The sequence below is a fragment of the Pseudarthrobacter oxydans genome (assembly GCF_013314975.1).
GTDB classification, from domain to species: Bacteria; Actinomycetota; Actinomycetes; order Actinomycetales; family Micrococcaceae; genus Arthrobacter; species Arthrobacter oxydans.
On the sequence record NZ_JABTYH010000028.1, the window covers coordinates 25148 to 50810 of the forward strand.

28 protein-coding genes are annotated in these 25663 nt (G+C 66.9%); 10 read left to right on the forward strand and 18 right to left on the reverse strand.

The window, feature by feature from the left end; all coding sequences use genetic code 11:
* Positions 1–20: 20 nt before the first annotated feature.
* Positions 21–1523: an HNH endonuclease signature motif containing protein gene (locus HTS88_RS16485; RefSeq protein WP_174180250.1), complete on the reverse strand. Its 1503-nt coding sequence runs from the start codon at positions 1521–1523 to the stop codon at positions 21–23.
* Positions 1524–1636: 113 nt separating this feature from the next.
* Here HTS88_RS16485 and HTS88_RS16490 point away from each other — a divergent pair, with 113 nt between their 5' ends.
* Positions 1637–2803 carry an alpha/beta fold hydrolase gene (locus HTS88_RS16490; RefSeq protein ID WP_174180252.1) on the forward strand — a complete coding sequence of 389 codons (1167 nt, stop codon included), beginning with the start codon at positions 1637–1639 and terminating at the stop codon, positions 2801–2803.
* 37 nt (positions 2804–2840) lie between these two features.
* Here HTS88_RS16490 and HTS88_RS16495 read toward each other — a convergent pair whose 3' ends face one another.
* From HTS88_RS16495 to HTS88_RS16515, 5 genes are all read right to left on the reverse strand, one after another.
* Complete coding sequence (locus tag HTS88_RS16495) at positions 2841–4361, reverse strand: glycoside hydrolase family 32 protein (RefSeq protein ID WP_174180254.1); 1521 nt, start codon at positions 4359–4361, stop codon at positions 2841–2843.
* A gap of 2 nt (positions 4362–4363) precedes the next feature.
* The gene (locus HTS88_RS16500; RefSeq protein WP_066276517.1) at positions 4364–5242 is read right to left on the reverse strand and encodes a carbohydrate ABC transporter permease; all 879 of its coding nucleotides are present in this window, start codon (positions 5240–5242) and stop codon (positions 4364–4366) included.
* Position 5243: 1 nt separating this feature from the next.
* On the reverse strand, positions 5244–6221 hold the full coding sequence (locus HTS88_RS16505) for a carbohydrate ABC transporter permease (RefSeq protein WP_174180256.1): 978 nt from the start codon (positions 6219–6221) through the stop codon (positions 5244–5246).
* A gap of 70 nt (positions 6222–6291) precedes the next feature.
* Positions 6292–7584: an ABC transporter substrate-binding protein gene (locus HTS88_RS16510; protein WP_174180257.1), complete on the reverse strand. Its 1293-nt coding sequence runs from the start codon at positions 7582–7584 to the stop codon at positions 6292–6294.
* Between the two features lie 191 nt (positions 7585–7775).
* On the reverse strand, positions 7776–8798 hold the full coding sequence (locus HTS88_RS16515) for a LacI family DNA-binding transcriptional regulator (protein WP_174180258.1): 1023 nt from the start codon (positions 8796–8798) through the stop codon (positions 7776–7778).
* Between the two features lie 237 nt (positions 8799–9035).
* Here HTS88_RS16515 and HTS88_RS16520 point away from each other — a divergent pair, with 237 nt between their 5' ends.
* Positions 9036–9530 carry a hypothetical protein gene (locus tag HTS88_RS16520; RefSeq protein ID WP_343044999.1) on the forward strand — a complete coding sequence of 165 codons (495 nt, stop codon included), beginning with the start codon at positions 9036–9038 and terminating at the stop codon, positions 9528–9530.
* Between the two features lie 53 nt (positions 9531–9583).
* Positions 9584–10162 carry a Pr6Pr family membrane protein gene (locus tag HTS88_RS16525; RefSeq protein WP_246256384.1) on the forward strand — a complete coding sequence of 193 codons (579 nt, stop codon included), beginning with the start codon at positions 9584–9586 and terminating at the stop codon, positions 10160–10162.
* Positions 10163–10300: 138 nt separating this feature from the next.
* Here HTS88_RS16525 and HTS88_RS16530 read toward each other — a convergent pair whose 3' ends face one another.
* The 6 genes from HTS88_RS16530 to HTS88_RS16555 all read right to left on the reverse strand — a co-directional run bounded on the left by HTS88_RS16530 (position 10301) and on the right by HTS88_RS16555 (position 14564).
* Entirely contained in the window at positions 10301–11191 is an 891-nt protein-coding gene (locus HTS88_RS16530; protein ID WP_174180262.1) for an HNH endonuclease, read from the reverse strand.
* A gap of 56 nt (positions 11192–11247) precedes the next feature.
* Positions 11248–11442, reverse strand: coding sequence for a hypothetical protein (locus HTS88_RS16535; protein ID WP_174180264.1), 195 nt, complete (start codon positions 11440–11442; stop codon positions 11248–11250).
* Positions 11439–11969 (reverse strand): hypothetical protein, encoded by a 531-nt coding sequence (locus tag HTS88_RS16540; protein WP_174180266.1) that lies wholly within the window; start codon positions 11967–11969, stop codon positions 11439–11441. The genes HTS88_RS16535 and HTS88_RS16540 overlap by 4 nt, the downstream gene beginning before the upstream one ends.
* 59 nt (positions 11970–12028) lie before the next feature.
* Complete coding sequence (locus HTS88_RS16545) at positions 12029–13084, reverse strand: zinc-dependent alcohol dehydrogenase family protein (RefSeq protein WP_174180268.1); 1056 nt, start codon at positions 13082–13084, stop codon at positions 12029–12031.
* A 128-nt stretch (positions 13085–13212) separates the two neighbouring features.
* Positions 13213–13650 carry a VOC family protein gene (locus tag HTS88_RS16550; protein WP_174180270.1) on the reverse strand — a complete coding sequence of 146 codons (438 nt, stop codon included), beginning with the start codon at positions 13648–13650 and terminating at the stop codon, positions 13213–13215.
* Between the two features lie 41 nt (positions 13651–13691).
* Positions 13692–14564 (reverse strand): universal stress protein, encoded by an 873-nt coding sequence (locus HTS88_RS16555; RefSeq protein ID WP_174180272.1) that lies wholly within the window; start codon positions 14562–14564, stop codon positions 13692–13694.
* Positions 14565–14718: 154 nt separating this feature from the next.
* On the opposite strand from HTS88_RS16555, the gene HTS88_RS16560 reads away from it, so the two are divergent.
* Positions 14719–15489, forward strand: a complete 771-nt coding sequence (locus HTS88_RS16560) for an SDR family NAD(P)-dependent oxidoreductase (RefSeq protein ID WP_174180274.1) — start codon at positions 14719–14721, stop codon at positions 15487–15489.
* A 29-nt stretch (positions 15490–15518) separates the two neighbouring features.
* Positions 15519–16979, forward strand: a complete 1461-nt coding sequence (locus tag HTS88_RS16565; RefSeq protein WP_174180276.1) for a DUF5129 domain-containing protein — start codon at positions 15519–15521, stop codon at positions 16977–16979.
* Between the two features lie 12 nt (positions 16980–16991).
* On the opposite strand, the gene HTS88_RS16570 is transcribed toward HTS88_RS16565, so the two are convergent.
* The gene (locus HTS88_RS16570; protein WP_174180278.1) at positions 16992–17264 is read right to left on the reverse strand and encodes a YegP family protein; all 273 of its coding nucleotides are present in this window, start codon (positions 17262–17264) and stop codon (positions 16992–16994) included.
* 175 nt (positions 17265–17439) lie between these two features.
* Here HTS88_RS16570 and HTS88_RS16575 point away from each other — a divergent pair, with 175 nt between their 5' ends.
* Entirely contained in the window at positions 17440–17925 is a 486-nt protein-coding gene (locus HTS88_RS16575; RefSeq protein WP_174180280.1) for a DUF1003 domain-containing protein, read from the forward strand.
* Here the strand turns inward: HTS88_RS16575 and HTS88_RS22220 are convergent.
* From HTS88_RS22220 to HTS88_RS16595, 5 genes are all read right to left on the reverse strand, one after another.
* Positions 17922–18137, reverse strand: coding sequence for a hypothetical protein (locus HTS88_RS22220; protein ID WP_246256385.1), 216 nt, complete (start codon positions 18135–18137; stop codon positions 17922–17924). The two genes, HTS88_RS16575 and HTS88_RS22220, sit on opposite strands and share 4 nt — an antisense overlap.
* A gap of 29 nt (positions 18138–18166) precedes the next feature.
* Positions 18167–18502: a flavodoxin domain-containing protein gene (locus tag HTS88_RS22225; RefSeq protein WP_343045000.1), complete on the reverse strand. Its 336-nt coding sequence runs from the start codon at positions 18500–18502 to the stop codon at positions 18167–18169.
* Positions 18503–18525: 23 nt separating this feature from the next.
* Positions 18526–18996 carry a GyrI-like domain-containing protein gene (locus HTS88_RS16585; protein WP_174180282.1) on the reverse strand — a complete coding sequence of 157 codons (471 nt, stop codon included), beginning with the start codon at positions 18994–18996 and terminating at the stop codon, positions 18526–18528.
* Between the two features lie 90 nt (positions 18997–19086).
* A complete protein-coding gene (locus HTS88_RS16590) occupies positions 19087–19458 on the reverse strand; it encodes a DUF5655 domain-containing protein (RefSeq protein ID WP_251424182.1) in 372 nt (123 codons plus the stop codon).
* A 14-nt stretch (positions 19459–19472) separates the two neighbouring features.
* Positions 19473–19943: a pyridoxamine 5'-phosphate oxidase family protein gene (locus HTS88_RS16595; RefSeq protein ID WP_174180283.1), complete on the reverse strand. Its 471-nt coding sequence runs from the start codon at positions 19941–19943 to the stop codon at positions 19473–19475.
* Positions 19944–20087: 144 nt separating this feature from the next.
* Here HTS88_RS16595 and HTS88_RS16600 point away from each other — a divergent pair, with 144 nt between their 5' ends.
* The 4 genes from HTS88_RS16600 to HTS88_RS16615 all read left to right on the forward strand — a co-directional run bounded on the left by HTS88_RS16600 (position 20088) and on the right by HTS88_RS16615 (position 25604).
* The gene (locus HTS88_RS16600; RefSeq protein WP_174180285.1) at positions 20088–20570 is read left to right on the forward strand and encodes a pyridoxamine 5'-phosphate oxidase family protein; all 483 of its coding nucleotides are present in this window, start codon (positions 20088–20090) and stop codon (positions 20568–20570) included.
* A 136-nt stretch (positions 20571–20706) separates the two neighbouring features.
* Positions 20707–22527 (forward strand): heavy metal translocating P-type ATPase, encoded by a 1821-nt coding sequence (locus HTS88_RS16605; RefSeq protein WP_174180310.1) that lies wholly within the window; start codon positions 20707–20709, stop codon positions 22525–22527.
* A 66-nt stretch (positions 22528–22593) separates the two neighbouring features.
* Positions 22594–23058 (forward strand): universal stress protein, encoded by a 465-nt coding sequence (locus HTS88_RS16610; protein WP_174180287.1) that lies wholly within the window; start codon positions 22594–22596, stop codon positions 23056–23058.
* On the forward strand, positions 23055–25604 hold the full coding sequence (locus HTS88_RS16615; protein ID WP_174180289.1) for a cation-translocating P-type ATPase: 2550 nt from the start codon (positions 23055–23057) through the stop codon (positions 25602–25604). The genes HTS88_RS16610 and HTS88_RS16615 overlap by 4 nt, the downstream gene beginning before the upstream one ends.
* The last annotated feature ends 59 nt before the right edge of the window (positions 25605–25663 follow it).

Sequence of the window (25663 nt, forward strand, 5' to 3'; positions counted from 1 at the left end):
GGCAGGGAGCTGCACAGCGGTCAGGAGCTGCCGTAGAGGACGCGGTGCAGGTTTTCTTCTCCTGGGGACCGTGGAATGTATAGATAGTCCGCGTGGCCGCCGGGCTGAGCGGGCATGGCGGACAGGGCAGACTCTGGCCAGTGGGGTGGTTCCCAGTCCTGGTGTTCGCTTTTGTAGTGGCGGCCGGTGGGTGAGGTCCAGCCGGGTGGTTGGTTTTTGGTGGCTGGTGTTGGTGTCCAACCGCTGGTGTGCCGGAGTTTGTGGTGTTTCGGGCAGGGGTGTCCGAGGTTGCTGATCCCGGTGGTCCCGCCGTGGTGCCAGGCGAGGAGGTGGTCTGCCTCGTTATCCAACGACGGGTTGCTGCAGCCGGGGAACGGGCACTGGCCGTCCCGCATCCGGAGCCAGTTCCGCATGGCTTTGGTGACCCGGTAGCTGCTCCGCCCGATCTCCAACGGGGCCCCGTCCCGCGGATCGACCAGGACCCGGTAGAACGAATCAGCCCCGTTAGCGACCAGGTCCCGTGCCATCGACGCTGGGATGGGGCCGAACCCGTCCAGCACCGCCGGCTCCTCCGTCAGGCCCATCAGCGAGAACACCGGCACGGTGACGAGGACCTGCGCCCGGATCCCCGGGGAAAGCAGGCCGGCTCCGTCGCTGTCGCTTGCTTCCTCGCCGTTACCTGCACTGTTGTCTGCATGGAAGGTTGCACTGGTGCCGCTGGTGAGGATGGCTTGGGCGAAGTGGTCGGCACTGAGTTGGGTGAGGGTGCGGGGTTCGGTGGGTCCTTGTGCGGCGCGGGAGAGGGCGTTGAGCCGGTTCCAGCCTGCCATGGCCTGGTCGGCGGGGAGGCAGGCCGAGAGCCAGGCCATCCCGTCCTGGTCCGGCCGGTAGTCGACCCGCCGGTCCGCCACCCCCTTGGCGTGGCGCTTCCCGATCGATTCGGGATGGTGGCGTTCGCGCCAGGTCCGGGCTTTGTGCTTGAACCGGTGAGCGGGCATCTCACCGATCGTCGCCGCCCCGGCCGGCCGTGGTGTGTCCGGGTCCAGGAAGTGGGCTTCCAGGGCGGCGGCACCGGCGGCGTCGAGGGTGGCGGCCTCGTCCGCCATGACCCGGGCGTGCTGCCACGAGATCGTACCGGCGTGCAGGGCCGCGAGGGTCAGGGGCAGGGTGGTGGTCAGCGCGTGGGATACAGACAGGAACGCGCTGGCGGCCCGCGGCCCGAGGGCCAGCACGCACCCGATCTCCGCGGCCACAGCCATTTCCTGTGCCTGCACCGGCATCCCGGGAGGGGCCAGGGCGTGGGCGGTGTCGGCGTACTTCATGGCAGCGCGGGCCTTCAACCCCGCCACGCCGGCCTCCACAGCCGCCGCGGCGGCGAGGATGTCCAGGCTCCCATCTGCCAGCCCGGCTAAGGGATCGGCAGCAGAGAACGGCTCCGAACCGCACCCGTCCACCTCCGCGTTGAGCACGGCAAGGGCGGCCCTGATATCCGCAAACGCCTTAGCCACCGCTTCGCTGCCCATAAAACAATCTTGGCAAGGGGGTCTGACAATCACGTGTGGCCCCCCGGGCAGTCGAAAGAGAGCAAAGTGAAGCCCTACTGCGCCGTCCATCAGCCCAGGAGTACGATCGCGATGTGAGCGATCCGGAGCTTGTTCCCCTGCCGGTGGGATTCGAACGGTTCCACCGGCGGGCCTTCATCAATTACCAACTCAACCGGGCACATGCCCTGGGTTTTGCCGACCGGGATGAACTGCTCGGCGCCGCACCACACGTGCGGGGAATGGATGACTGCGTCGCCGTGTTCGAGGCTTTGTCCAACCGCGCCGCAGCCGAGGACCGGCACCGGCAGGCGGCGGGTTACGCCAGGATCGCAGAGTTCTTCACGCCACCGCGGTCAGCCGAAAAGGCGACGCGCTACCGCCGCTACCTGCAGCTCTTCGAGACGGCATTCGCCGCTGCCGGTCTGACCCGTCACACCATCCCTTATGGCGAAGCGTCATTGCGGGCCTACTCGCTTCCGGCGTCCGGGACCCGAAACGGCGGCACGGTGCTGCTGCACGGCGGGTTCGACTCCCTGATCGAGGAGTTCTTCCCCATCTGCCAGCGGATAGCCGCCGCAGGTTTCCAGGTGGTTGCCTTCGAGGGCCCGGGCCAAGGCGGTGCCCGGACATTGAACGGGCTGACCTTCGACCACGACTGGGAAAAGCCTGTCGGGGCGGTGCTGGACCACTTCCGGCTCGGCCACGCCGCCCTGGTAGGCATCTCCATGGGTGGCTACTGGGCAGTCCGCGCCGCAGGCCGCGAGCCCCGGATCCACCGGGTGGTGGCCTGGCCGCCGGTGTACGACTGGCTCTACAGGCTCCCACGCGTGGCGCGCGGCCCGGTCCGCGCGATGGTGCGGCACCGCGGCTTCATGCGCTGGAGCGTGCGGACCCGTGCCCGGCTGTTTCCCACCCTCCGTGTGGTGGTGGACCAGGTCCTGTACATGCTCAACAGCGACGACCCGGCCGACGTCGCCGAATGGTTCCTTGGCATGAACGCCAGGCACCTGGGCAGCGGCCGGGTGAACCAGGACGTGCTGTTGATGGTTGGCGAAAACGACGCCTTCCAACCGCCAGCGCTGGCCAGGGAACAGGAAAGGGCGCTCGTGGCGGCCCGCAGCGTCACCACCCGGGTGTTCACCCGGGCCGAGCACGCCGGCCAGCACTGCCAGATGGGGAACCTCGGGCTCGCGTGTGCGGTGCTCACCACCTGGCTGCAGGCTGCCGATACGGGCTCAACCGAAACGTCCCCAGCCTGAGGGCAGGTGGTCCCGAACCCCGGGACCACCGGCAGCGTCAGCGTCCGACGACGTTCAGCGCCACGAGGTGCGCGCCCCCACCTTCGGCGAAGACCGCCAGGGCCGTGCTCGCCTCCGCAGGGAACACAAGGTCCGTGATGGTGGCGAGCCCGTCCTGGGCGAAGACCTCCACGGAGCAGCGGTCCAGATGGACAGACAGTCCAAGGCGGCCATCCCGCAGCGGAACGGCGACGGCCTCAACGGAAGGGAAGGCCGCATGGAAATCTGCCTGTCCCGACTCCCTCCGGTCCAGGCGAAGCACGCCGTCCGCAACGTCGTAGCTGATGACGGTACGTTCGGCTCCGCCGGCCCGGACCACCAGCCCCACACGGGTTGCCGCACCCGGCTCGAAAACCACCTCCAGCCGCCCCACGGCGGCTGCCACCGGCAGCTCCTGGACGCCAGATGCCAGGGCCTGCGGACCCAGGCTGAAGCTTGGGGATTCCTGCCCGGCAAACGGGTCAATGGCCGTTTGCCGAAGCACCAATCTCCCGTCCAGCCTGGCCAGTGAGACCTCCCGCGGCAGTGACATCGAACTGCGCCACCCGCCGGTGGGGGTGGAGCCGGCATAGTCCCAGTTGTTCATCCAGCCGATCATGATCCGCCGGCCGTCGGCAACCCCGCTGAAGGAGACCGCGGCGTAGTAGTCGCGGCCCCAGTCGAGCCAGCCGTACTCACGCATCCGGCTGCCGTCCTGTTGGAAGCCCTCCGTAACCGTCGACCCGGAACGGAACTCCACGCCGTCGAACGCGCCCAGGAAGTACTGCCCGGCGGAACCGCCGGCGATGCCGCCCGGGTTGAGGTTGACGATGAGGACCCACCTGGTCTCACCGGGGTTGCCGTCCACGGGCAGCTCGAAGAGGTCCGGGCACTCCCACACCCCGCCGGTGGCGTTGGCTGGGCCAAAGGTGCTCAGGTACTCCCAGCTCTTCAGGTCAGCCGACTTGTACAGCACCACCTGGCGCTGCACCGCCTCAACGGCGACCATCACCCAGTAACTGCCCGCGGCGCCGTCGTACCAAAAAACCTTGGGATCCCGGAAGTCCGAGGACGCGCGGTCCAGGACGGGATTGCCGGAGTGCTTTGTCCAGGTGGCGCCCTCGTCGAGGCTGTAGGCGAGCGACTGGGCCTGCCGGCCCGCCAGGGGTGAGGCGGCACTGTAGGCGCTGGTGTAAATGGCAACCAGCGGAGGATTGCGGGCCGTGCCGAGGCCACTGGTGTTGTGCTCGTCGAATACCGCCGAGCCGGAGAAAATCGCCTCGCGCTCGTCGCACGGAATGGCCACCGGCTGCTCGTCCCAGTGGAGCAGGTCCGGGGAGGTGGCATGGCCCCAGGACATGTTGCCCCAGTCCGTGCCGAAGGGATTGTGCTGGTAGAAGAGGTGGTAGGTGCCGTTGAGGTACACCAGCCCGTTGGGATCGTTCAGCCAGTTGCGTTCGGCGGTGAAGTGGAACTCCGGCCGGTAAGGGTCCGCGGTGGTGGCGGGAGGTGCCCCTGGCGCCGTCGTTAATGAATTCACGGTCAGCCCTTCACGCCGCTGGAGGCGATGCTGTTGACGAACGAACGCTGGAAGGCGATGAAAAGCACCACCACCGGAACAGTGATGAGGGAAGCGTATGCCATCACCTCGCCCCACGAGACGTTCAGCTGGAAGAAGTACTGGATGCCGATCATTACCGGACGCAGTTCCTCGGACTGGACCACCATCAGCGGCCAGAGATAGGAGTTCCAGGCAGGGAGGAAGGTCAGGATCGCCACGGTGGCGGTGGCCGGCCCGGAGAGCGGCATGACCACCTGGCGGTAGATCTTGAACCAGCCGGCGCCGTCGATGCGCGCGGCCTCGTCCAGCTCCTTGGGAATGGACTCGAAGTACTGGTGGAACAGGTAGATGGAGAAGGCGTTGGCGATGAACGGGATGATCTGGACCTGGTACGTGTCCAGCCAGCCCTTGGAGAACTCGAGGCTGAAGCCGTTCAGTTCGAAGTAGGGGAGCTGGTTGACCCACCACACCAGCGGCAGGGCCAGGGTCTGGAAAGGCACAATCAGCGTGGCGAGGATCGCGGTGAACACGATCTTCTTCCCGCGGACCTGCATGCGGGACAGGGCGAAGGCGCAGAGGCTGTTGACGAAAATGCCGAGGATCACCGTGACGGCGGAGACGCCCACCGAGTTGAGCAGGAATCGGGCTGCCGGGACTCGGTCGAAGACGGCTGCGTAGTTGTCGAAGGAGATGTTGCCCACCGGCAGGAACGCGGCCAGGGAGGACATGTCGCCGAAGATCTGCTGGTCCGGCTTCAGCGAGGAGACCAGCATGAAAACGATGGGGAACGCGGCGACGACGGCGAAGAGGATGCGGACCAGCATGGTGCCCGCGTCTTTCAGGAACAGTTGGTTTTTCATGTCAGTCTTTCTCCCGCGTGAGGTGGCGCTGCACCGCGGAGACGATCAGCACGAGGACGAAGAACACCAGCGAAATGGCGGAGGCATAGGAGGTTTCCTGCTGCCGGTAGCCGGACTGGACCGCCTCGTAGATGATGGTGGTGGTCGAGTCCATCGGACCGCCCTGGGTCATCACGCTGATCTGGTCGAAGAGGCCAAGGGCCTGGATGGTGATGGTCACGAGGACCAGGCTGCGGGTGTGGAAGAGCCCCGGCCAGGTGACGTAGCGGAACTGCTGCCAGCGGCTGGTGCCGTCCAGCTGCGACGCCTCGTACAGTTCGCCCGAGATGCCCTGGAGCCCGGCCAGCCAGATGATCATGTGGAAGCCGGCGGCCTGCCAGATGGACAGGATGATGATGGCGGGCATAGCGGTGTTCGGGTCCCCGAGCCAGTCCGGGCCGTCGATGAGGCCGAAGCTGACGGCGGAGAGGATCTCGTTGATCAGGCCGTCCTTGCGGTACATGAACAGCCACAGCAGGGAGACCACCACCATGGAGGTGACCACGGGCAGGAAGTACACGGTGCGGAAGAAATTTACGCCCCGGAACTTCTTGTTGATCAGCAGCGCCATCACCAGGGCCAGGCCGGACTGCACCGGAACAATGACCACCGTGAAGTAGGCGACGTTGAGCAGTGCCCGGTAGAACGTGGGGTCCGAGAAGAGGCGGGCGAAGTTGTCCACGCCCACGAACTCCACCGGCCGCGGCGAGATGAGCCGTGCGTTGGTGAAGGCCAGGCCGAATCCGAGGATGGCCGGGATGAAGATGAAGGCCAGCAGCAGCACTGCCGCCGGGGCGATCATGCCCCAGCCGCTGAGCTGCTCGCGGCCGGAGCCGGGCCTGCGGTGCTTGGTGGGGGCCTTGCGCCTGGCGTTCGACGGCGGCAGTGCGGTTTCCGGGGTAGCGGGACGTGGGCGTGTGGGAAGGGGAACAGTTGCCATGGGGGTCTCCGTAGGTCGGGCGGCGGGAGGGATGCGGCGCGCTGCGGCGCATCCCTCCGGCGTGCTCCGGCTAGTTGTTGTAGCCGCCGTTGGACTTGATGTTGGCGTCAATCGCCTTCACGGCGCTGTCCAGGGTGGCCTGGGGGTCGGCCCCGTTCAGGATGTCCTGGGTTGCCTTGCCGAACTCGGTGGCGATGAAGGGGTAGGCGGGAGTTTCAGGGCGCATCACGGCGTATTCCCGGGAGAAGTCCATGAAGATCCGGTTGGCGCCGCCTTCGGTGAAGCTGGGGATCTGGGCCGCAGCCTCCTCGCTGGCCGGAATGGCGCCGGTGGCCTTGGCAACCGCGGCGATGTTCTCCGGCTTCAGTGAATAGGCCAGGTAGTCCATGGCTGCCCCGGTATCGCTGCAGCCGCTGGTCACGCCCCACTGCCAGGAGGCGCCGCCGATCTTGGGTCCTTCGCCGAGGTCGACCGGCGGCATGACCACCAGGTCATCCCCGAGGGCCTCTTTGGCCTTGTCCGCAGCCCACGAGCCGGTGTACACGATGGCGCTCTTGTTGTTCAGGAAGTCCTGGGTGGAGTCCTTGCCGCTCTTCTTGGCCATGAAGCCCTCGTCGGCCAGCCCGCGGAACCAGTTGGCCCACTGGACTGCTTCCTCGCCGTTCAGTTCACCGTCCGCACTCTGGAAGCCGTCCCGGTTGACCAGGTCTCCGCCGAAGGACTGCAGGAAGGGGGAGTAGGCGTAGGGGAGCCATTCACCGGTGCCGGCTGTGCCGAGGTCCAGCGGGTGCTCCCATTTGCCCAGGGCCTTGAGCTTGGTGAGGGCGTCCTGGAACTCTTCCTTGGTCCAGGGCTGCTCCATGGTGGCAACCCGGACGCCGGCCGCCTCCAGGTCCGAGGCGCGTGCCATCATGGCGAGGGCGACGTCGTAGTAGCCCACGGCGTAGGGCTTCCCGTCCCATTCAGCCACGGTGCTGGGGAGGTGCTTGGACAGGTCCGTGTCCAGTTCGAGGGGCTCCAGGTAGCCGGCCCAGGCCCAGTTGGGGACGTTGGGGCCGTCGATGTCCACAATGCAGGGGAGGTTGCCCGCGGCGGCCGCGGAGACCACGGAATCGTTGTAGGAGTCCTGGGGGAAGGCCTGGACTTTGATTTTCACTTTGTCCTGGCTGCTGTTGTAGGAGTCGACGATTCCCTGGACCGCGGCCAGTTCTTCCGGGTTGCCGGCGTTGTGGGTCCACAGGGCGATTTCCCCGGACCCTTCGGTGGAGGAGGAGGCGCTGCCTTTGCCGCAGCCGGCGAGGGTGGCGGTGAGGGCGGCAGCGGCTATGCTGGTCGCCAGGATCCTGGTGAGCTTCTTGTTCATGGGTCGGTCTTTCTGCTTGGACAGGGTGGAGGGATTGATTGGGTCCTGCAGGGAACGCGGCCGCTGCAACGGCTGCGTTCCCGTTTTTTGTGGGAAGGGTGGAGGGGATGGATTGTGGTCCGGGCCGGAAGCCGGGCCGGTGGTGCCGGGGTAGACCCGGTGCTGACGGTCAGGCCCCTGGACGAAGCCGCTCAGCCCCTGGGCGGAGCGACGGACTCCCGCTCAACCAGCGGGCAGGGGATTTTTTCGTGCGACCGGGGCGCCCCGGGGTTTTCGAGCTCGCTGAGGAGCTTCAGGACAGCCCACCGGCCCATCTCGTAGTGGGGGAGTGCCATGGTGGACAGTCCGGGCCACAGGCCGTCGGCGATGAGCTCGAGGTTGTCCACGCCCACGATCGAAACGTCCGCCGGGACGCCCAGGCCGAGGTGCCCGGCCGCCTGGTAGGCGCCCATGGCCATCTGGTCGTTGAAACAGAACAGCGCAGTGGGACGCTCCTGCCGGGACAGCAGCTCCAGCGCAGCTTCCCGGCCTCCCGCTGTACTGGGATGGCCTGCAACCAGGAACTCCTCCGGCAGCTGCAGCCCGTGGCGGTCCAGGCCCGCCCGGAACCCGGCGAGCCGCCCGTGGGCCGCGGGGATGTCGTCCTCGTTGTTGATCATGGCGATAGTGCGGTGCCCCGCCCTGACCAGCAGCTCGGCGGCAGAGTCACCGGCGCCGAACTCGTCCGGCACCACTGAGGACAGCCCCGGGTTGTCCGAGGTGGCATCCAGCACGATGGTGGGCACGGCCTGGAGCTCCTCCGGGACGGATACCTGCTGGTTGAACATGCGCGCATAGATGATGCCGTCCACCTGGTGCTGCTGCAGTGCCCGGATTTCCTGGAGTTCGAGTTCGTTGTCCAGGCCGGAGTTGACCACCATGAGCAGGTGCCCGTGTTCGGAAGCGGCATCCTGTGCGCCCTGGATCATCGCGCCGGCAAAAGGGGTGGTGGTGATTTCGTCGCTGACGAGGCCCAGGATCTGGGAGCGCTGGTTGCGCAGTCCGCTTGCCAGCCGGTTCGGGGCGTAGCCGAGGTCGCCGGCCACTGCCTTGATGTGCTCCACGGTCCGGGCGTTGACCCGGGAGCTGTGCGCTTCGCTCAGGGCATGCGACACAGTGGTCACGGAGACGCCTGCGGCCTTGGCCACGTCCCTGATGTTTACCTTTGTCGCCATTGACTTCGTTCCTTTGCAAAACGTTTTGTATGTTGCTTGCATCACTATATGCAAAACGTTTTGCAACCGTCAAGCTTTCTTGCGGATTACACTGCCGGTTATTTCGTGCAGCCGGGAACAGGGGCTTTCTTCTGAGGGGTTGATCAGCCCGCCGCTTCCCGGGAAAGTTCCCTTGACAGGCGTGGAACAGGGGACTCTCATCAAAGAAGAACGTGAACCCGAGAGGGGGTGGCGGCTGTGCCTGCCATCCAAACTACTTCCGCAAAGCAGTTCCGGCTCCGGGCCGGAGCAGCCCTGATGGCGCTTGCCGGGCTGGCTTTCGTGGGATACGCCGCAGCCTTCCTGGCTCTCAACTTCTCGGGCGCCTTCCTGGAGCTGGGCATCGGTCCCGAAGAGGTGGACAAAGGCAGGGCGGAGGTCCAGGCGTTCAGCCCCCGGCTGTATCACTACATCAGCCATCTGCACATTGCGCTTAGCGGCTTCATCGCTGCCACCGGGCTGGCCATTGCGGCCATGTCCTGGTTCGGCGTGCGACGGGGTGAACGGTGGGCCTTCGCCGCCACCGTCACTGTTACGGCAGTCAGCCTGGCTGTCTCTGTCCCGGCGCATTACCCTTGGGGCCTGGCAACGCTTGGACACCTCGGCCCGGTGTACGTCGCTGTCCTCATCTTCTTGGCAGGCGCCGCCACGGCCTACAGCGGGATGCGGGGCCCGTCGGGTGAAAGCAGCTGACAGCGGTCTTTGTGCCCTGCGCAGGGACGTCCCTGGCGTGCGAAACTTTGCGAATGAGCAGCGCACGCAAGTTGGTTCCCCTGGAGGAGCATCACCGCGACCCGGCCAGCGCCCTGCGCCCGGACAGCCCGTGGGTCAGGGCGGTCCGGCTGCTGGTGGGCGCGTTCGTGCTCGCCGCACTCGTGCAGAAGACCTATGACGCAACCCTGCCGGGCACCGACGTCGACAGTTTTCAGTTGTATTCGGAATTCACCGTCCAGGCGAACCTCGGCCTCGGGTTCCTGCTGATCGGATCGGCGGCATGGCCGGCGGCAAGGCTTCCGCGTTGGTGGGACCACCTCTTCGGCGCCTTTGTCCTCTACTTGGTGATGACGGGACTTATCTACATTGTCCTCGTGGCGCCGCCGGAGGAACCATGGTGGAGCTGGGACCTCTACTGGCCGCAAATGGCCCACCACCGCCTGGCCCCGCTTTATGTTGTGTTCGACTGGCTCCTGGTCAGCAGGATGGGCCGGGGTCCCTGGTGGCGGCCCCTGGCGTGGCTTGCCTACCCGGTGGTCTTCCTCATCTTTTCCTGGGTGCGGGTCCATCGACGGCTGGTACGTCTACGATTTCCTGGATCCCACGCTTGAGGGCGGCTGGCCTGCTGCCCTGGCGTCCATAGCCCAGGTCCTGGCGGCTTTCCTGGTGGTCGCGGCCCTGGTGCATCTTGCCGGCAACGCACGCGCCGCTCTAGCCCTCAGGCACCCGCGGCACTAACGCCAGGCAACCTAGGCCGGAGGCTCCTGCCGGTTTGTGCCTGGTCCTTCCAGGATCCTCCTCGCATCTTCCTGGGCCTGGAGGGCAAGGTCGCTGACCACCTCGCCCCTCAGGTGGCCGGAGGCGGAAATGATGTGCCGGAGCTCCGACACGGTGCGCGGCGGGCCGCCGCTGGGGTGTGCCAGGGCGTGGCAGTTGGGGCACAGCGGCACAAGGTCGGCGACGGAGTCCAGCTGGTACCCGCTCCCAAGCAGCTCCGGCGGCACCACATGGTGGACATCGATGGACCCGGAGCCGGCGTCGCCATCAAAGGCTTCGAAGGAGAAACCGCAGGCAGCGCAGGACGTTCCATGGAACGCCAGGCACACCCGGCGTGCGTCAGGGTCCCGCTCATGGCGGTTCACGTCAATGGTGCTGACGGCGTCCGGCGGGAGCGTGCCCGAAACAACGTGTGGAGGACCGGTGACCGCCGGCCCGAGGTCCCTCCACAGGCGGCGGAGGGCGGGCTCCGCGTGACCGGGAACGGTAACGCCCGGGCGGATCAGTGCCTCACTCCAGGGAATCCCGGGGACTGATGCGCGGAGCGTTTTCTGACGGATCTGCTCACCGAGGGGGAGCAGTGCGTCGAACAGCACGCCGGCGTGCCAGGCCGCGGCGGCGTCATCCCCGGACAGCACCTGGTACGGCTCGGACACCACCACCCCGTGGCCGATCAGCCCTGTGCCGGCGTCGCTGCCACCCTGGACGAAGAGCCAGGCTTCACTTCCTGCGGGGACGTTGAGTGGCCGGACAGTACTCCAGCGCCGCAGGAACCTGCCGGACTCCGCCACGAGCCCGACGGCGGCACGGTAGTCCCATGGGCCGGATCCGCTCGGGTTCCATCCAAGAATTACTGCAGCCACTACTCACCCAATCCAGCACACATGTGCGTTGGCCTTCACAGCCTGCAGAACGGAACCTAGATGGGTTCCCTGGCCAGCGCCTTGGTCCTGGCCGGTGTTTCCCGGCCGAGGCGCTGGTCGAGCGTGACACGCAGCCTGGCAGCAGCCACCTGGACGCGATGCTCGGCAGGGGTGGCTTTCTTCGGGGCCGGCTTGGCGGCGGCGCTCCGCGGAGTATGGACGAACCGGTGTTCAGACGATGCTGCGCTCATGGTCCAACCTCCTTGGTAGTGTCTTCACCCGTGGTTCCATTCTCGCCTATGTTGCCACCGGCGTCCACGAACCCAGTCTCCGGGTCCGCCTCGGTGCCCAGCCCGTCGTCGTCCGCGTTTTCGTCGCCCCACACGCTCTTCCAAGCGATGTCGAACAGCTCAAGTTCCTCGTTGCGGGCGAGTTCGCTGCGTGCCAGGACTTCCAGGGTTGCCAGTCCCAGGGCTTTCGTTCCTTCATCCTGGTCCAGTGCCCGGTCCAGCGCCCACTGCGTCCGGCGCCACCACTCCGCACGGCTGTCCGCTTCGGTTTTTTGCAGCAGTGCATGGGCGTCCGCTTCCCGCTTCTGCTCCAGCGCAGTGGCATCGGCTGCAGTGCGCTGTTTAAGCGTGCGCCAATTGATGTAGAACGCCAGCAAGGCGGCGATGAGGACGGCCAGGGGACCCAGGCCGGCGAGGATGACCCACCAGTCGGCCGGTCCCGAATGGACGACGACGTCGAGCGTGCTTGGGGAGGGGGCAGGGGTCACTGGACCAGCATAGGCCGCGGCGCGGCTGCCAGCCGGGCGGACGCCACCCGCCGCGCCCCTCAGGCGGTGATGACCACCTTCAGTGCGTTGGTCTCCGCGGCCCGCGCGAACGTGTCGTAGGCGTCGATGAACTGCTCAAAGCGGAAATGGTGGGTGGCGAACTTTTCTGCGGGCAGCTTCTTCTGCGCAACGAGCTTCAGGAGCATTGGCGTCGTGTTGGCGTTGACCAGGCCCATGCTGATGTTGATGTTCTGGATCCAGAGGTTTTCCAGGTGCAGCTCCACCGGTTTGCCGTGCACGCCGACGTTGGCAACTGTGCCGCCGGGCCGGACAATCTCTGTGCACATACCGAAGGTGGCGGGAATGCCCACGGCCTCGATGGCAACATCCACGCCCTGCCCGTCCGTCTGGGACAGCACTTGGTCTTTCCAGTCGGAATCGCCTGACAGGACAACGTGTGTAGCCCCGAACGCGCGGGATTGCTCCAGGCGGTTCCGGTCAAGGTCTATGGCGATGATGGTGGCCGCCCCGTAGAGGCCCGCAGTGGCAATCGCTGCCAGCCCCACCGGGCCCGCTCCCACCACAGCCACAGTGTCCCCGGGCTTCACGCGGCCGTACTGGACCCCGATTTCGAAGCCCGTGGGGAGGATGTCCGAGAGCATGACGGCCTGTTCGTCCGTAACCCCCTCAGGGAGGAGATGAAGGGAGTTTTCCGCATAGGGAACGCGGACGTATTCGGCTTGGGTGCCGTCGATGAGGTGGCCAAAGACCCAGCCGATTCCTGATGCGCCTTCGTCCCCGAGGCAATGGGAATAGAGCCCAGTCTTGCAGTTGGCGCAGTGGCCGCAGGACTTGATGCAGGAAATGATCACCCTGTCGCCAGGTTTCAGTGTGGTGACGGAGGCCCCCACCTCGGTGATGGTTCCCACGCCTTCGTGGCCCAGGATCCGTCCCTCCTGGACTGCAGGGACATCACCCTTGAGGATGTGCAGGTCTGTTCCGCAGATGGTGGTGGTGTCCACCTTGACGATGGCGTCGCTGGGATTGATGATCGACGGGTCCGGCACATCGGTCCAGGATTTTTTCCCGGGCCCGCCGTAGACAATGGCCTTCATGACTGCTCCTTGTTGGTCGGCGATCGGGTTGATCCCGGACTGCTGCGTCAACCTCAAGGATGGAGGAGGGTGCCGGGATCGATAAGGGTCCTAGGTCCCGGTGGCCAGGATTGTGCCGTCCGCTGGTGTCAGCGTTTCTGCAGTTTTTCGGCGAGCATCAGAATGATTCCGCTCGGACCGCGGAGGTATGTGAGCTTGTACGCGTCGCCGTAGGTCGCCACGCCGCGCAGCGGATGGCATCCGTGCTTCGCGGCTGCCTCAAGGGCTGTGTCCAGATTGTCCACCGAGAAGGCCACGCGGTGCATGCCAATGTCGTTGGGGCGGGTTGGATTCGTCTGGTTCGCTTCGGGGTGGATGTATTCGAAAAGCTCAAGTTGGCCGCGGCCGTCCGGGGTCTGGAGCATCGCAATCCTGGCGTGGTTGCCATCCAGTCCAACGGCAGTATCCGTCCACTCGCCGCTGACCGTATCGCGGCCGACCACCGTGAGCCCGAGGTCGGTAAAGAAAGCAATTGCAGCTTCGATGTCGCGGACGGCAATGCCGACGTTCTCGAATGTGATGGCCATGGGTTGAAGCTACCAAGGCGGACCACTTGGCTCCAGGGGCCTTATTGTTCCTCCCTGATGCGGGCGGTCGTGCCGCGGCGTGAGATGAGGACCGGGCCACGTGCGTGGTGCAGGACAGCGTGGGCGGTGGAACCTATCGTCTCCCTGAGGAGCCCCTGGCCCTTGGTGCCCACAACCAGCATCCGTGCACCTTCCGACGCTTTGAGGACGGCATGGGCGACCGACGTATCAGTCAGCACCCTTCCTTCCACAGGAACAGCAGGGGAGAGGGCGCGGGCGCGGGCAAGGGCGGAATTGAGGACCTCCCCGGCGGCGGCCACGGCGTCCGGCATTTCGCGATGCCCGTATCCGGGCGGCGTGTGGTGGACATGGACGACGGTGAGGCCCGCCTGCCAGGCAGAGGCGAGTTCACAGGCGTCTTCCAGCGCCATGGAGGACCCCGTGCCGTCCACCGCGACGACGACGGGCCCGCCAGGGTGAAGATCCGGCCTTATCACTGCTACCGGGCAGGTTGCGGTGGCCGCCAGTTCCAGGCTTACGGATCCCACCAGGAGTCCCAGGAAGCCGCCCAAACCCCGGCTGCCGACGACGATCATCTCCTCCCCGGAAGAAATCTCGGCGAGATACGATGCGGGCAATCCGTGCAGCAGGGTGCCTTCAACCTTCAGCCCGGGGGCCGCCGCTTCGGCACGGCTGATCCCCTCCTCCAGAATTGCCTGCGCCGCCCGCTCCAGCCCGCTGTCCGCGACACCGGGAACGGGGCCGAGGTTCCTGGTCAGCAGCGGCCAGATGGAGCAGTGCACCACGAGGAGTGGGCGGTTGCGCAGCTGCGCCTGCTCCGCCGCCCAGTGGATGGCGGTAGCAGCCTCAGCAGAACCGTCATAGCCGGCAACGATGGACCGTGAATCCTGCATAGCTTCTGCGCTCCTGGTCAGGGGACTTTCGGCACTGTGGGGGTTTCTTCCGTGACTGCATGCTGGTGGCGTGGGTTCCTGTGTACCCGCTCAACCAAGCAGAGCACCACACAGCAGCGGGAAGCAAGACATGCTGAGGATTGAGGAGCACCGCATGGCTGCGTGGCAGGAAAACATCACGACGGGCCGGTTCGAAGGCCAGACAGTCATTGTCACCGGTGCCGCATCCGGGATAGGACGCGCAACTGCCCTGCGTGTTGCCCGCGAGGGCGGCCGGGTCATCGCAAGCGACCTGAGCGGGGAAGGCCTGGACAACCTGGTAGCCGAATACCCGGGGCTCGGGTTTGTGCCGGTTGCCGGCGACATCAGCAAAGAGGACGTGGTGCAGGGCGTGGTGGCCGCCGCCGGCGGGCGCATCGACGCGCTGGCCAACGTGGCTGGCATCATGGACAGCTTCCAGCCCGTCCATGAGCTCGACGACGGCATGTGGGAGCGGGTGCTGGACGTCAACCTGACTGCCGTCATGCGCCTTACAAGGGCCGTGGTGCCGGTGATGCTGGCGGCGGGGTACGGCTCGATAGTGAATGTCTCCTCCGAGGCAGGCCTGCGCGGGGCGGCGGCAGGTGCTGCCTACACCGTCTCCAAACACGCCCTGATCGGCCTGACCCGCAGTTCAGCGGTCATGTACGGGCGCCGCGGCATCCGGGTCAATGCAGTAGCTCCCGGCGGCACCAGGACCAACATCCACGCAGAATTCAAGTCCCAGCTGGGCGCTGAGGTCCTTGGCCCCCTGCTCCAGGCCAACGTGCCGCCCATCGCGGAAGCCGGGGAAGTCGCCGCCGGAATTACTTTCCTGCTCAGCAGGGACGGCTCAAACATCAACGGCGTGGTGCTTCCCTCCGACAACGGATGGAACGCCGTCTGAGCACGCAGGGGAGCAACGGGGTGGACCGGATGAGTACCGCAGTGCACAGGCTCGTAGGCCTGATGCTGGTCCTGGCAGCGCTGTTGCCGGCGGGAGCAGCCGTCGCTTTCGCTGATCCGCCGGTATCCGTACAGGTGGAGGACACTGCCGGGGTCCTGGACCGGAACTTGCTGGTACCGGCGCTGGAGGGGATCGACTTCTACGAGCCCACACGGGTTGCCATCTACACCTACAACGGCAGGACCGGGGACAACCTCAATGAAGAGGTCCTGAGGTTTGCCCGGAGCGGGCATCCCGAGTGGATCAGCGCGGATGGGCAGAAGTGGGCAGACGGGCTCTTCATCTTCGCCCTTGATCCGGTGGGCCGCCATGTTGGAACCTACATGGGCGAGGACCGGAAGGTGTCCCTTGAGCAGCGGCAAGACATCCAGGACGCGGCCAGGGATCTCCTCCGTGACGCGCAGTGGACGGAGGGAACCGTGGCGGGCGTCCGCCGTGCGGCCGAGCTCATCAGCCAGCCGTGGTACCGGTCCGCAGCCTTCCTCATCGCAGCCTGGGTGACCGCAGGAACAGCAGCCCTGGGTGCGGCCGCCTGGATCATCGTGCGGGCCGTCACGAGATCCTCCAGCCGGAAAGAGATTGCGCGGGGTGACCAAAGCTACGCCAACGTCAGCATGGACCTTGAGGTGACAGAGCTGAACGCGGGCACCATTCCCGAGGCCTCCCGGTACGGAGGCCACGTCCTTGAGAAGCACCGGACTTTCCTCAACCGGTACAACACCGCCAGCCAGCTCTCAAACAGGGTGCATGCGCTGTCCAGCCGCGACCTGGGGCGCCGCAGGCACCTCAGGCTCGCCCGGGAATACGCGGATGCAGCCTCGGAGCTCGACGCACTGGACGATGTCATCGCCGACACCAACGCCCTCCTCAACAAGGCCGGTGCGTGGCCTACGGCGTGGGACCGCCAGCTCGCCCCCTTCCGCAAGGATCTTGCAGGGCTGGAGCAAGTCCTCAGCAAGCGCCACGGGCAGGGGGACTCGGCCACCGCGGCGGCCCTGCGGTCCTTCCGGGACCAGAGCCTCCGGGACATCGAACGGTGGACGGCGGAGCTGGCCGAAGGAAAAACCACCCCCGAAAAGGCGCTCGACCGCCTCTACGACGCCCGGTCCCGGCTGGCCGTGCTCCTGGAAAACCATGCCCAAACCGTCATTGAGGGATTCGCGAAAAACCAACGCGAAGCGGAGGTGATGCGCAAGGAGATGCAGGCGGCCCAGGACGGACTCAACCACAGGGGGCGGCGCAGCTACGAGCCAAGCATCCTGGGCACCGTATATCCGTCCTACCACTTCTTCTCGGTGGCCACCTTCAACTCCGGCCTCAACACGGGAGTCAGCAGCGTCAGCTCCGCCCGGGGCGGAGGCGGCAGCACCACCGGGTATGGAAGCAGTGGCGGTAGCTTTTCCGGTTCGGGCAGTTCATCCAGTTTCTAGCCCAGCCGGCCTCTACGCGGCCCCGCGCGAATTGGCCGTGCCGGTACTGTACGGGCGGACGTGGTGCGGGCTCCGCTGCGCCCCCACCCTTGCCAGGGCGGCCGCAGGAGCGAGGTCACTGATCAAACCCGTTCCCGCGCACTCGCGGACATCCCTGATGGCGGTGGCAGCCTGGTACTTGTCCGGGTACTGTCCGGACACCGCCAGCACGGTTCCGTCCGGCGCGACAAGCCTGAACCTGATCCGCGAATCCTCATCGGCAAACAGCTCGAACGTTCCCGCCATAAATTTGCTCTCCCTCGATGGTCCTGCATCGGCCTCCGTCCACCGTGCCAGAGGACGGGGCAATCCATTAGGGGCCAAGGTCCCGTAATGGGGTGTTCGCCGGGGGCAACCCTGCCGGTGGATCCATCCGCACATTGGTGCAGCGGAGGACGGGGGCGCCGCATACCCTAAGCACATGAGCGAGCGAAGAAGTACGTGGCATGCGCGGCACAAGGAGGGCTTGAGCCGCGGTGAGCGGGCGGCGGACGTCCTCCGCAACGGCATGGGCAGCTGGACTTTCGTAGGTCTGTTCCTCGCCGCCATGGCGGCGTGGGCCGGGTACAACACCTATGTCCTGGCAGCAGCAGCCTGGGACCCGTATCCCTACATTCTCCTCAACCTTTTCCTCTCGATGCTGGCAGGACTCCAGGGCGCCATCCTGCTGATCGCCGCCAAACGCCAGGACGCCATAGCGGCGGCGATGGCACGCCACGACTACGAGACGGATGTGCAGTCCAAGTCGGAGCTCGACCGGCTGATGGCCATCAACAGCCGGCAGCTTGAAATGCTGGAGGAGCTCCGGGCGATGCTTGGGAAGCCCGGTGTCCCGCAGCCCGGTGTCCTCCAGCCCGGTGTACTTCAGCCCGGTGCGCCGCGGGAGGCAGCGGGCGGCGGCAGCTAGTCCACCGGGGCAGGTCCTGATGCACCGGACCCCGGCGTGGGTTCACTGCCCGCTGCCAGTTCTGCAGCGATGTGGTCAGCCCAGGCATCGACGGCGTCCCAATTGCGGAAGTCACCGGCCGGCAGTGCTTCCCGGGACGCTGGAGCGAGCCGGATCAGGCGCTCGCCGATGCCGACGGGAGGAGCATCCGGATTCCACGCACCAAAAAACACTTGCTCACCGCGGGGCTGGAGCAGTGTGGTCAGTTCGGTGAACTCCTTGGGCCGCGCACTGTGCAGGACATCCTCGCCGGCTTTGTCGACGGCGTCGTTTCCGAGCGGGCCGCTGCTGAAGAGCCAGACCTTCCGGTCCTGCAGCTCCTGCCGGTGCCGTTTGGCGAAGCTGTTGCCTCCTTCAACCAGTGCCCCATGTAGGCGGCGCCGCCCAGCACCACGGCGTCGTACAAAGCGACGTCGTCCACGGCGGTCACCGGATGGGCCTCGGCCGGGATGCCGCCCTCGGCGAAGCGGGAGGCGAGGCGTTCGGCGATGCCGGCTGTTGCACCATGGCGGGTTGCGTAGGCAACAAGGATTCTCACAGGACCTCCTGGGGCCCGGGCAGTCACGCGACGGGCCAGATGACCCGTGTCTGCCACTTTGCGGGGTCGGGTTCCGTTTCGGGGTCGCTCAGGTAGTACTCCCACATGATGTCCCCCGGGGTGAGGCCTTCCGCCTGCATCCGGCCAAGGACGGCGTTGTAGGTGTTTTCCAGGGTGTCGTAGGGCCCGGTGTGCAGGGCCTCGAAGGCGTCAGCTTCCGGCAGCGTCCCGCCGGCCACTCCGTCCGCGTCCGTGAAGTTCCCGGCCACGGGAAAGCCCGCTTCCACGTCAACGCTCTCGCCGGGCTTGCCACGGTAAAGCGCAAAGGGAGGGCCGGCAAGGGCCACGCCCTGCTGCTGGGCTGCTGCCATGACCGTCCCGAAGGCCCGGCCGAAGAAATCCGTCAGGGCGTCCATCCGGACGCGTTCACGGACGACGGCGACCTGCTGCTCAGCGAGGTGGACTTTCCTGGGGTGCGCGCCAGAGTCATTCATAGCTCCAGCGTGCGCCGCCGGCACCGGGACTGACAGGGCCTTAGGACTCTACAGCGTCCGACCCGCCGGGCGGAGAGTCCCGCGCCGCACTCAGCCTGCAGCCTCATAGGCCTGGCGCAACCATTGCTCCACCTCGCCGTCGAGCTGGCTGCTGTCCATAAGTTCAAGGTGATGCATCCAGATTCCGGGGGCAGGGTGCGCTGTCTCCTTGAACCGGGGCGAGCCGATCTCATAGGGAAGCGCCAGCGACAGGACAAGGGGAACAACGGACCTGACGTACATTCCAGGGCGCCAAAGGTATGCAAAGCCCCTCCGGCGGCGGAACGAGACCTGGCTCCTGGACACGCGGACCGTCATGGGGCCGATGGCGGACGCCATGCGCTCTGCCGCCTCGTAGATGTCCCGGGCAGTGCCGGAACCCTCAAAGAAGCGGTCAACGGTCCAGGGTTCGCCGCCGTCCACCGGAACGACGGCGGTTATTCGAGCCCTGCGCGGGTGGCCTCGTTCAGCGGGGTTTGCCAGGTGCCGGTGGCTGACAAAGTGAACCTGCGGCCCGTCACCGACTGCGGAACAATCCGGATGAGATGGTCCTGGCCAACGCCCTGCCAGGGAAAGAGCCCCCGGCGTGGCTCATTCAGGGCTGGACCCGCTGCGTTGTCCTGGACAGCCTTGCCCTTGACCACCACACTCCAGGCCAGTCCGAATTCGGCGCTCACGCTGTCCGCCTCCAGGGCAACCATCGAGTTCGCTTCAATGGCCTGCAGCTTTGTTCCGCTGCCAGTCCGGAAGACAAGGCCCTCACCGTCGACTTTGAAGCTCACCGGGAAGACGTCCGGTTCGCCGTCCACCACGACGCCGAGCCGTCCAACACTCGTGTGTTCCAGTAGTTTCCAGCATTCGTCCGCGTTGAGGATTTCAGCTTCTGGCACCATGTTCTTGTCGGTCATGCCCAGATCCTATGGTGTGGCCAATGCTGCCCAACAGGGCCCAAAGACCTTTGACCTGCCCGGGGAAGCCCCTTGCCGCCGGATGCGGACGGCTGGGCCTAAATGCCCTAGCGTGCCCGGCCTGGCAGCAGTATTTTCACCTGTATGCGCAATAACTCACCGGAACGGGACGCCGCATCCACCGTGGACGTCCTGGGCACCAACGACTGCTGGGATCTCCTGCGCGGGGTTTCGGTGGGCCACCTGGCCGTCCTGGTGGACGGCCATCCGGAGATCTTTCCCGTGAACTACAAGGTGGACCATGGCTCGGTAGTCTTCCGCACCGGAGAAGGGACGAAGCTCCACGCCGCCGCCCAGCCCACCGCCGTCGCGCTTGAAGCGGACGGCACTGACCAGGACAAACGAACCGCCTGGAGCGTCCTTGTGAAGGGCCACGCCGAGGTCCTCGAGCCCTCACCGGAGCTGATGGCCGGCGCCGGCCTCACCCTGTTCCCCTGGCAGGCAGGCCCCAAGGACCATTTCGTGCGGATCATTCCGACGGCGGTAAGCGGCCGGCGCTTCACCGTCACCTCCCCGCTGACCTGGTGGAGCCATCTGGATAATCCGACGCGGGCGGGCCTTGCCTGAGGGAAAGCCGGCAGCCCCGCCCGGCACCCCCGTCCCGCCGCAGCCGGAGGCCGGTCCCGAAGAGCCCGGCACGTCGCTCCCGGGCCGGGCCTCCGCGCTTGTCCGCCAGTACCCCCTGGTGGCGCTGACGTGCCTGATGCTCGCCGCCACCGGGATACTGCTGCAGTCCGGACTGGAAGAGCCCGCCCGGCTCGGCGCGTCCGCCTATGCCGCCGTCGTCGCCGTCATCCGTGCGGTGGCGATGTTCCGTTCGCTCCGCGAGGGCCGCTGGGGGATTGACGTCCTGGCCCTGATGGCGATTGCCAGCACCGTGTGGGTGGGTGAATACCTCGCTGCCCTCGTGGTGATCCTCATGCTGTCCGGCGGTGAGGCGCTCGAAAGCTTCGCCCAGGGACGGGCAGCACGCGAACTCAGGTCCCTGCTGGACAGGGCGCCCCGTTTCGCCCACCGGGAGGCTGCAGGATCAGTCCTGGAGGAAACACCCGTGGGCGAGGTTGTTCCCGGCGATGTTCTGGTGGTGCGCCCCTCCGAGCTGGTCCCCGTGGACGGTGAGCTCCTGTCCCAGGCCGCGAGCCTGGATGAGTCGTCGCTGACAGGGGAGAGCCTGCCCGTGGAGCGGGTCCGGGGGAACCTCCTGCTCAGCGGCTCCGTCAACGGCGAGACGGCCATCAGGATGCGGGCGGCCGCCACAGCCAAGGATTCACAGTACAGCCGCATCATCGCCCTGGTGGAGGAAGCAGCGTCCAGCCGGGCCCCGGTGGTCCGCCTGGCCGACCGGTACGCCGTTCCCTTCACCGCGCTGGCGATCCTCATGGCCGGGACTGCCTGGGCCCTGTCCGGGGATCCCGTGCGCATTGCCCAGGTCCTGGTGGTGGCCACACCCTGCCCGCTCCTGATCGCCGCGCCCGTGGCGTTCCTCGCCGGCACCAGCCAGGCAGCCCACAGGGGCATCATCATCAAGAACACCGGGACCCTGGAGCAGCTGGCCAAAGCCAGGACCGCGGTCTTCGACAAGACCGGAACCCTGACCTCAGGGCGCCCCGTCCTGGACACGGTCCAGGTTGCACAGGACCAGGGAACAGGAGCAGGCGCTGCGGTGGACGCCGGGCGGATCCTGCAGCTCGCCGCCTCAGCCGAGCAGTACTCCTCGCATGTCCTGGCGGCCTCGGTCATCGAAGCCGCCGCCAGGCGCAACCTTGAGCTCCTCCCCGTCACCCGGGCCACAGAACACGCCACCCAGGGCGTGGAGGCCGTCTGCGGCGGGGACACTGTGGTGGTGGGCAAGGCAGGGCTGGTCCGGAACTCATCCGCGGGCTTCCGGGAAGCTGCCCTGCAGAGCGGCCAACTGGCCATCTACGTCGCCGTCAACGGGAACTATGCCGGGGCCCTGATCATGAAAGACCCGCTGCGCACCGACGCAGGAGAGACCCTCGCCCGGCTGCACCGGCTGGGGGTCCGGCACACCATGCTGCTGACCGGCGACGCCCACGGAACTGCGGCGCACATCGCCGAGGAAGCCGGCATCCGGCATGTGCAGGCTGACTGCCTGCCGGAGGACAAGGTCAACGCGGTGGCCGCCGTCCGGGAGCGCCCCGTCATCATGGTGGGCGACGGCGTCAATGACGCCCCCGTCCTGGCGGCCGCGGACGTCGGCATCGCCATGGGGGCAAAGGGTGCCACCGCCGCGAGTGAGTCGGCGGACGTCGTGATCATGCTCGACGACCTGTCCAAGGTAGCCGTGGCGGTTGAAATCGGGAAGCGCACCGTAGCGGTGGCCCTGGTGAGCATCTGGACGGGCATAGGCCTGAGCATCGGCCTGATGGCCGTGGCCATGACGGGCTACATCCCAGCGGTTACCGGCGCCCTCCTGCAGGAACTCGTGGACCTTGCCACGATCCTGAACGGGCTGAGGGCCCTGCACGGTGCCCGGCCGCCGAAACCCTCCGGCCGGGCCTGATCCGGCAGGCCCCGGCATGACCTTCGGCCCTTCCGCACTCGGCCAGCAATGGCGAATGTGGTGGGTATGAACGCAGAAACAGTGTCCAAGCCTGTCATCGTGGGCGTCGACGGCTCCGAATATTCCTCCGCCGCCCTGCGGTACGCCGGAACCCTCGCCGCGCGCCTGGGTGCGCGGCTGGAGGTCATCACCTGCATCGGCATGCCCGATTACCTGGTGGTGGCCCACCTTGAAAACGCCGAGCACCCCTTGACGGCAAGGCTCGAGGAAACCGCCAGCCGCCTGGTGGAGGACGCCCTGGGAAGGGCCTTCACCGGGGACCGGCCCCAGGACATCGACGTGACCGTCAAGTTCGGGCCGCCCGGCAAAGTCCTCGTGGAAGAGAGCCGGCGGGCGCAGCTGCTGGTTGTCGGCCGGCACGGTGAGGGCGGATTCCTCGGCACGTCCATGGGCTCGGTCAGCAAGGCCTGCGCAGCGCATTCGGTGTGCCCGGTGCTCCTGGTGGGCCAGGAGGCGGATGACCTGCCATGACGGCGGCGGGCCTGACCTCGGATCAGGCTGCGGAACTCCTGAAGCAGGCAGGGCCGAACATCCTCCCCGCCGAGAAGCCCGTACCGCAGTGGCGGAAACTCTGGGGGGAGCTGACGCACTTCTTTGCCCTCATGCTGTGGTGCGCGGCAGCCCTGGCCTTCCTCGCCGACCTGCCGCAACTGGGCGTGGCGATCATCGTCGTCGTCCTTGTCAACGGAGTCTTTGCCCACATCCAGCAGGAACGGGCCCAGCACGCCGCCGCCAGGCTGCGAGGGCTGCTGCCGGCTGACGTCATGGTGCGGCGGGACGGACACGTCCGCAAGGTCCACTCCAGCGAACTGGTGGTGGACGACGCCGTGCTGCTGGCAGCCGGTGACCGCATCCCCGCGGACGTCGTCCTGGCCACGGCGCAAGCCTGCGCCGTGGACGAGTCAATGCTGACAGGCGAAAGCGATCCGGTGCCAAAGACGCCCGGTGACTCCGCCTGGGCCGGGACGTTCCTGGTGAACGGCGACGCCGAGGCCACTGTCACGGCCACCGGTGCCCGGACGCGGCTGGCCGGGATCTCCGCCCTCACCAGCGGCGCGGTACCCCCGCCCACGCCGCTGTCCCTGGAACTGCGCCGGATTGTCCGGGTGGTGGCATCAGTTGCCCTGGCCATCGCCGCCCTGTTCTTCCTGATATCCCTGCTGGTGGGGATCGAATGGCGCGATTCCTTCCTGTTCGCCATCGGCGTCGCCGTCGCGCTTGTCCCCGAGGGCCTGCTGCCCACCGTGACGCTGTCGCTGGCGATGGGGGCGCAGCGCATGGCCTCCCGCAACGCACTGGTCCGCAACCTCGAAGCCGTGGAAACCCTCGGTTCCACCACTTTCATCTGCACTGACAAGACCGGAACCCTCACCCAGAACCGGATGAACGCCGTCGAAGTCTTCACGTCCGGCGGGTCGGTCCACATAGCGGGCGAGGGGTACAACCCGGAGGGTACCGTCCAGGGGGACGGGCAGGAGAGAGCCGCGGAAACTGCGCTCGCAGCGCTCGCCGCCTCCCAGGGACGGGCCGAACTGCATGAGGGGCAATGGCGGGCCTCGGGGGACCCCATGGAAGCCGCCATCGACGTGCTGGCGCGGCGCCTGGGAGTGGCGGGTGCCCGCATGGCGCCCTCGCGCCGCTTCGCCTTTGATCCTTCACGACGGCGGGAGTCGGCGATCGTAGGACACGACCTTTTCTGCAAGGGCGCCCCCGAGGCCGTCCTTCCGCTGTGCAGCGACGTCGAGGGGCCGGTGGCTGACCAGGTCCAGCTGATGGCCTCCCGCGGACTCCGTGTTATCGCCGTGGCGCGGAGGCGGCTCAATGAACCGTCCGCCGACTGGGAGTCGCGCCCCTCCGCGGACATCGAACGCGGCATGGAGCTGCTGGGACTGATCGGGCTCCATGATCCGCCGCGGCCGGACGTGGGCGACGTGATCCGGACTGCCCGGACGGCAGGGCTCAAACTTGCCATGATCACCGGCGACCATCCTGCGACCGCAGCGGCAATTGCCCGCGAGATCGGGCTGATGGGGGCACCGGAATTCGTCCTGGAGGGATCGGACCTTCCCGACGATGAGCAGCTGCTGGGGGCGCTCCTGGACCGGGACGGGGTAGTGGTGAGCAGGGTATCCCCGGAGCAGAAGCTCCGGGTTGCCAAAGCCCTGCAGTCCCGGGGCCATGTGGTGGCCATGACGGGGGACGGCGTCAACGACGGGCCGGCCCTCCGTGAGGCCGACATCGGGGTGGCCATGGGCTTGAGCGGCACCGACGTTGCGCGCGAAGCGGCCGACCTGGTGCTCCTTGACGACCACTTCGCGACGATCGTGGCAGCTATCGAGCAGGGCAGGGCAACCTACTCGAACATCCACCGGTTCCTGACCTACCACCTCACCGACAACGTGGCGGAGCTGACCCCCTTCGTGGTCTGGGCCCTCTCCGGCGGCCAGTTCCCGCTTGCGCTGGGCGTCCTGCAGATCCTTGCCCTGGACATCGGAACCGACCTGCTGCCTGCCCTGGCCCTGGGTGCCGAGCCGCCAGGCAAACGGGTGCTGTCCCGGCCGCCGGAGCGCCGGCACCTGATGGACCGGCAGCTGATGGTGCGGGTCTTCTGCGTGCTGGGCCCGGTGGAGGCCGTTGTTGAAATGGCCGCGTTCTCCGTTGTGCTCTTCGGCGGCGGCTGGGTTCGGGGCGAGCCCCCGGATCCCGGGCTCCTCATGGCCGCGTCAGGGGCTGCCTTCACCGCGGTGGTCCTGGGCCAGCTGGCCAACGCCTACGCCTGCCGGAGTGCCACCGTGCCGCCATGGAGGCTGGGGTGGGGCTCGAACAGGCTCCTGGCGTGGGCCGTCCTGGCTGAACTGGCCGTGCTCGCAGCCTGCCTGTACCTGCCGCAGCTCGCCGCCCTGCTGGGCCAGGCCCCGCCGCCGGCGACCGGATTGCTCGTGGCCGCCCTGGCGGTACCGGCGGTCCTGGCGGCGGACTGGGCCTATAAGGGCTTCAGGGGCCGCAGCGCCCGGTGACCCCGGGCAGTGGTCCGGCCCCTGGACATGCGGCTGCTTAGGACCAAAGACTCTGCCGG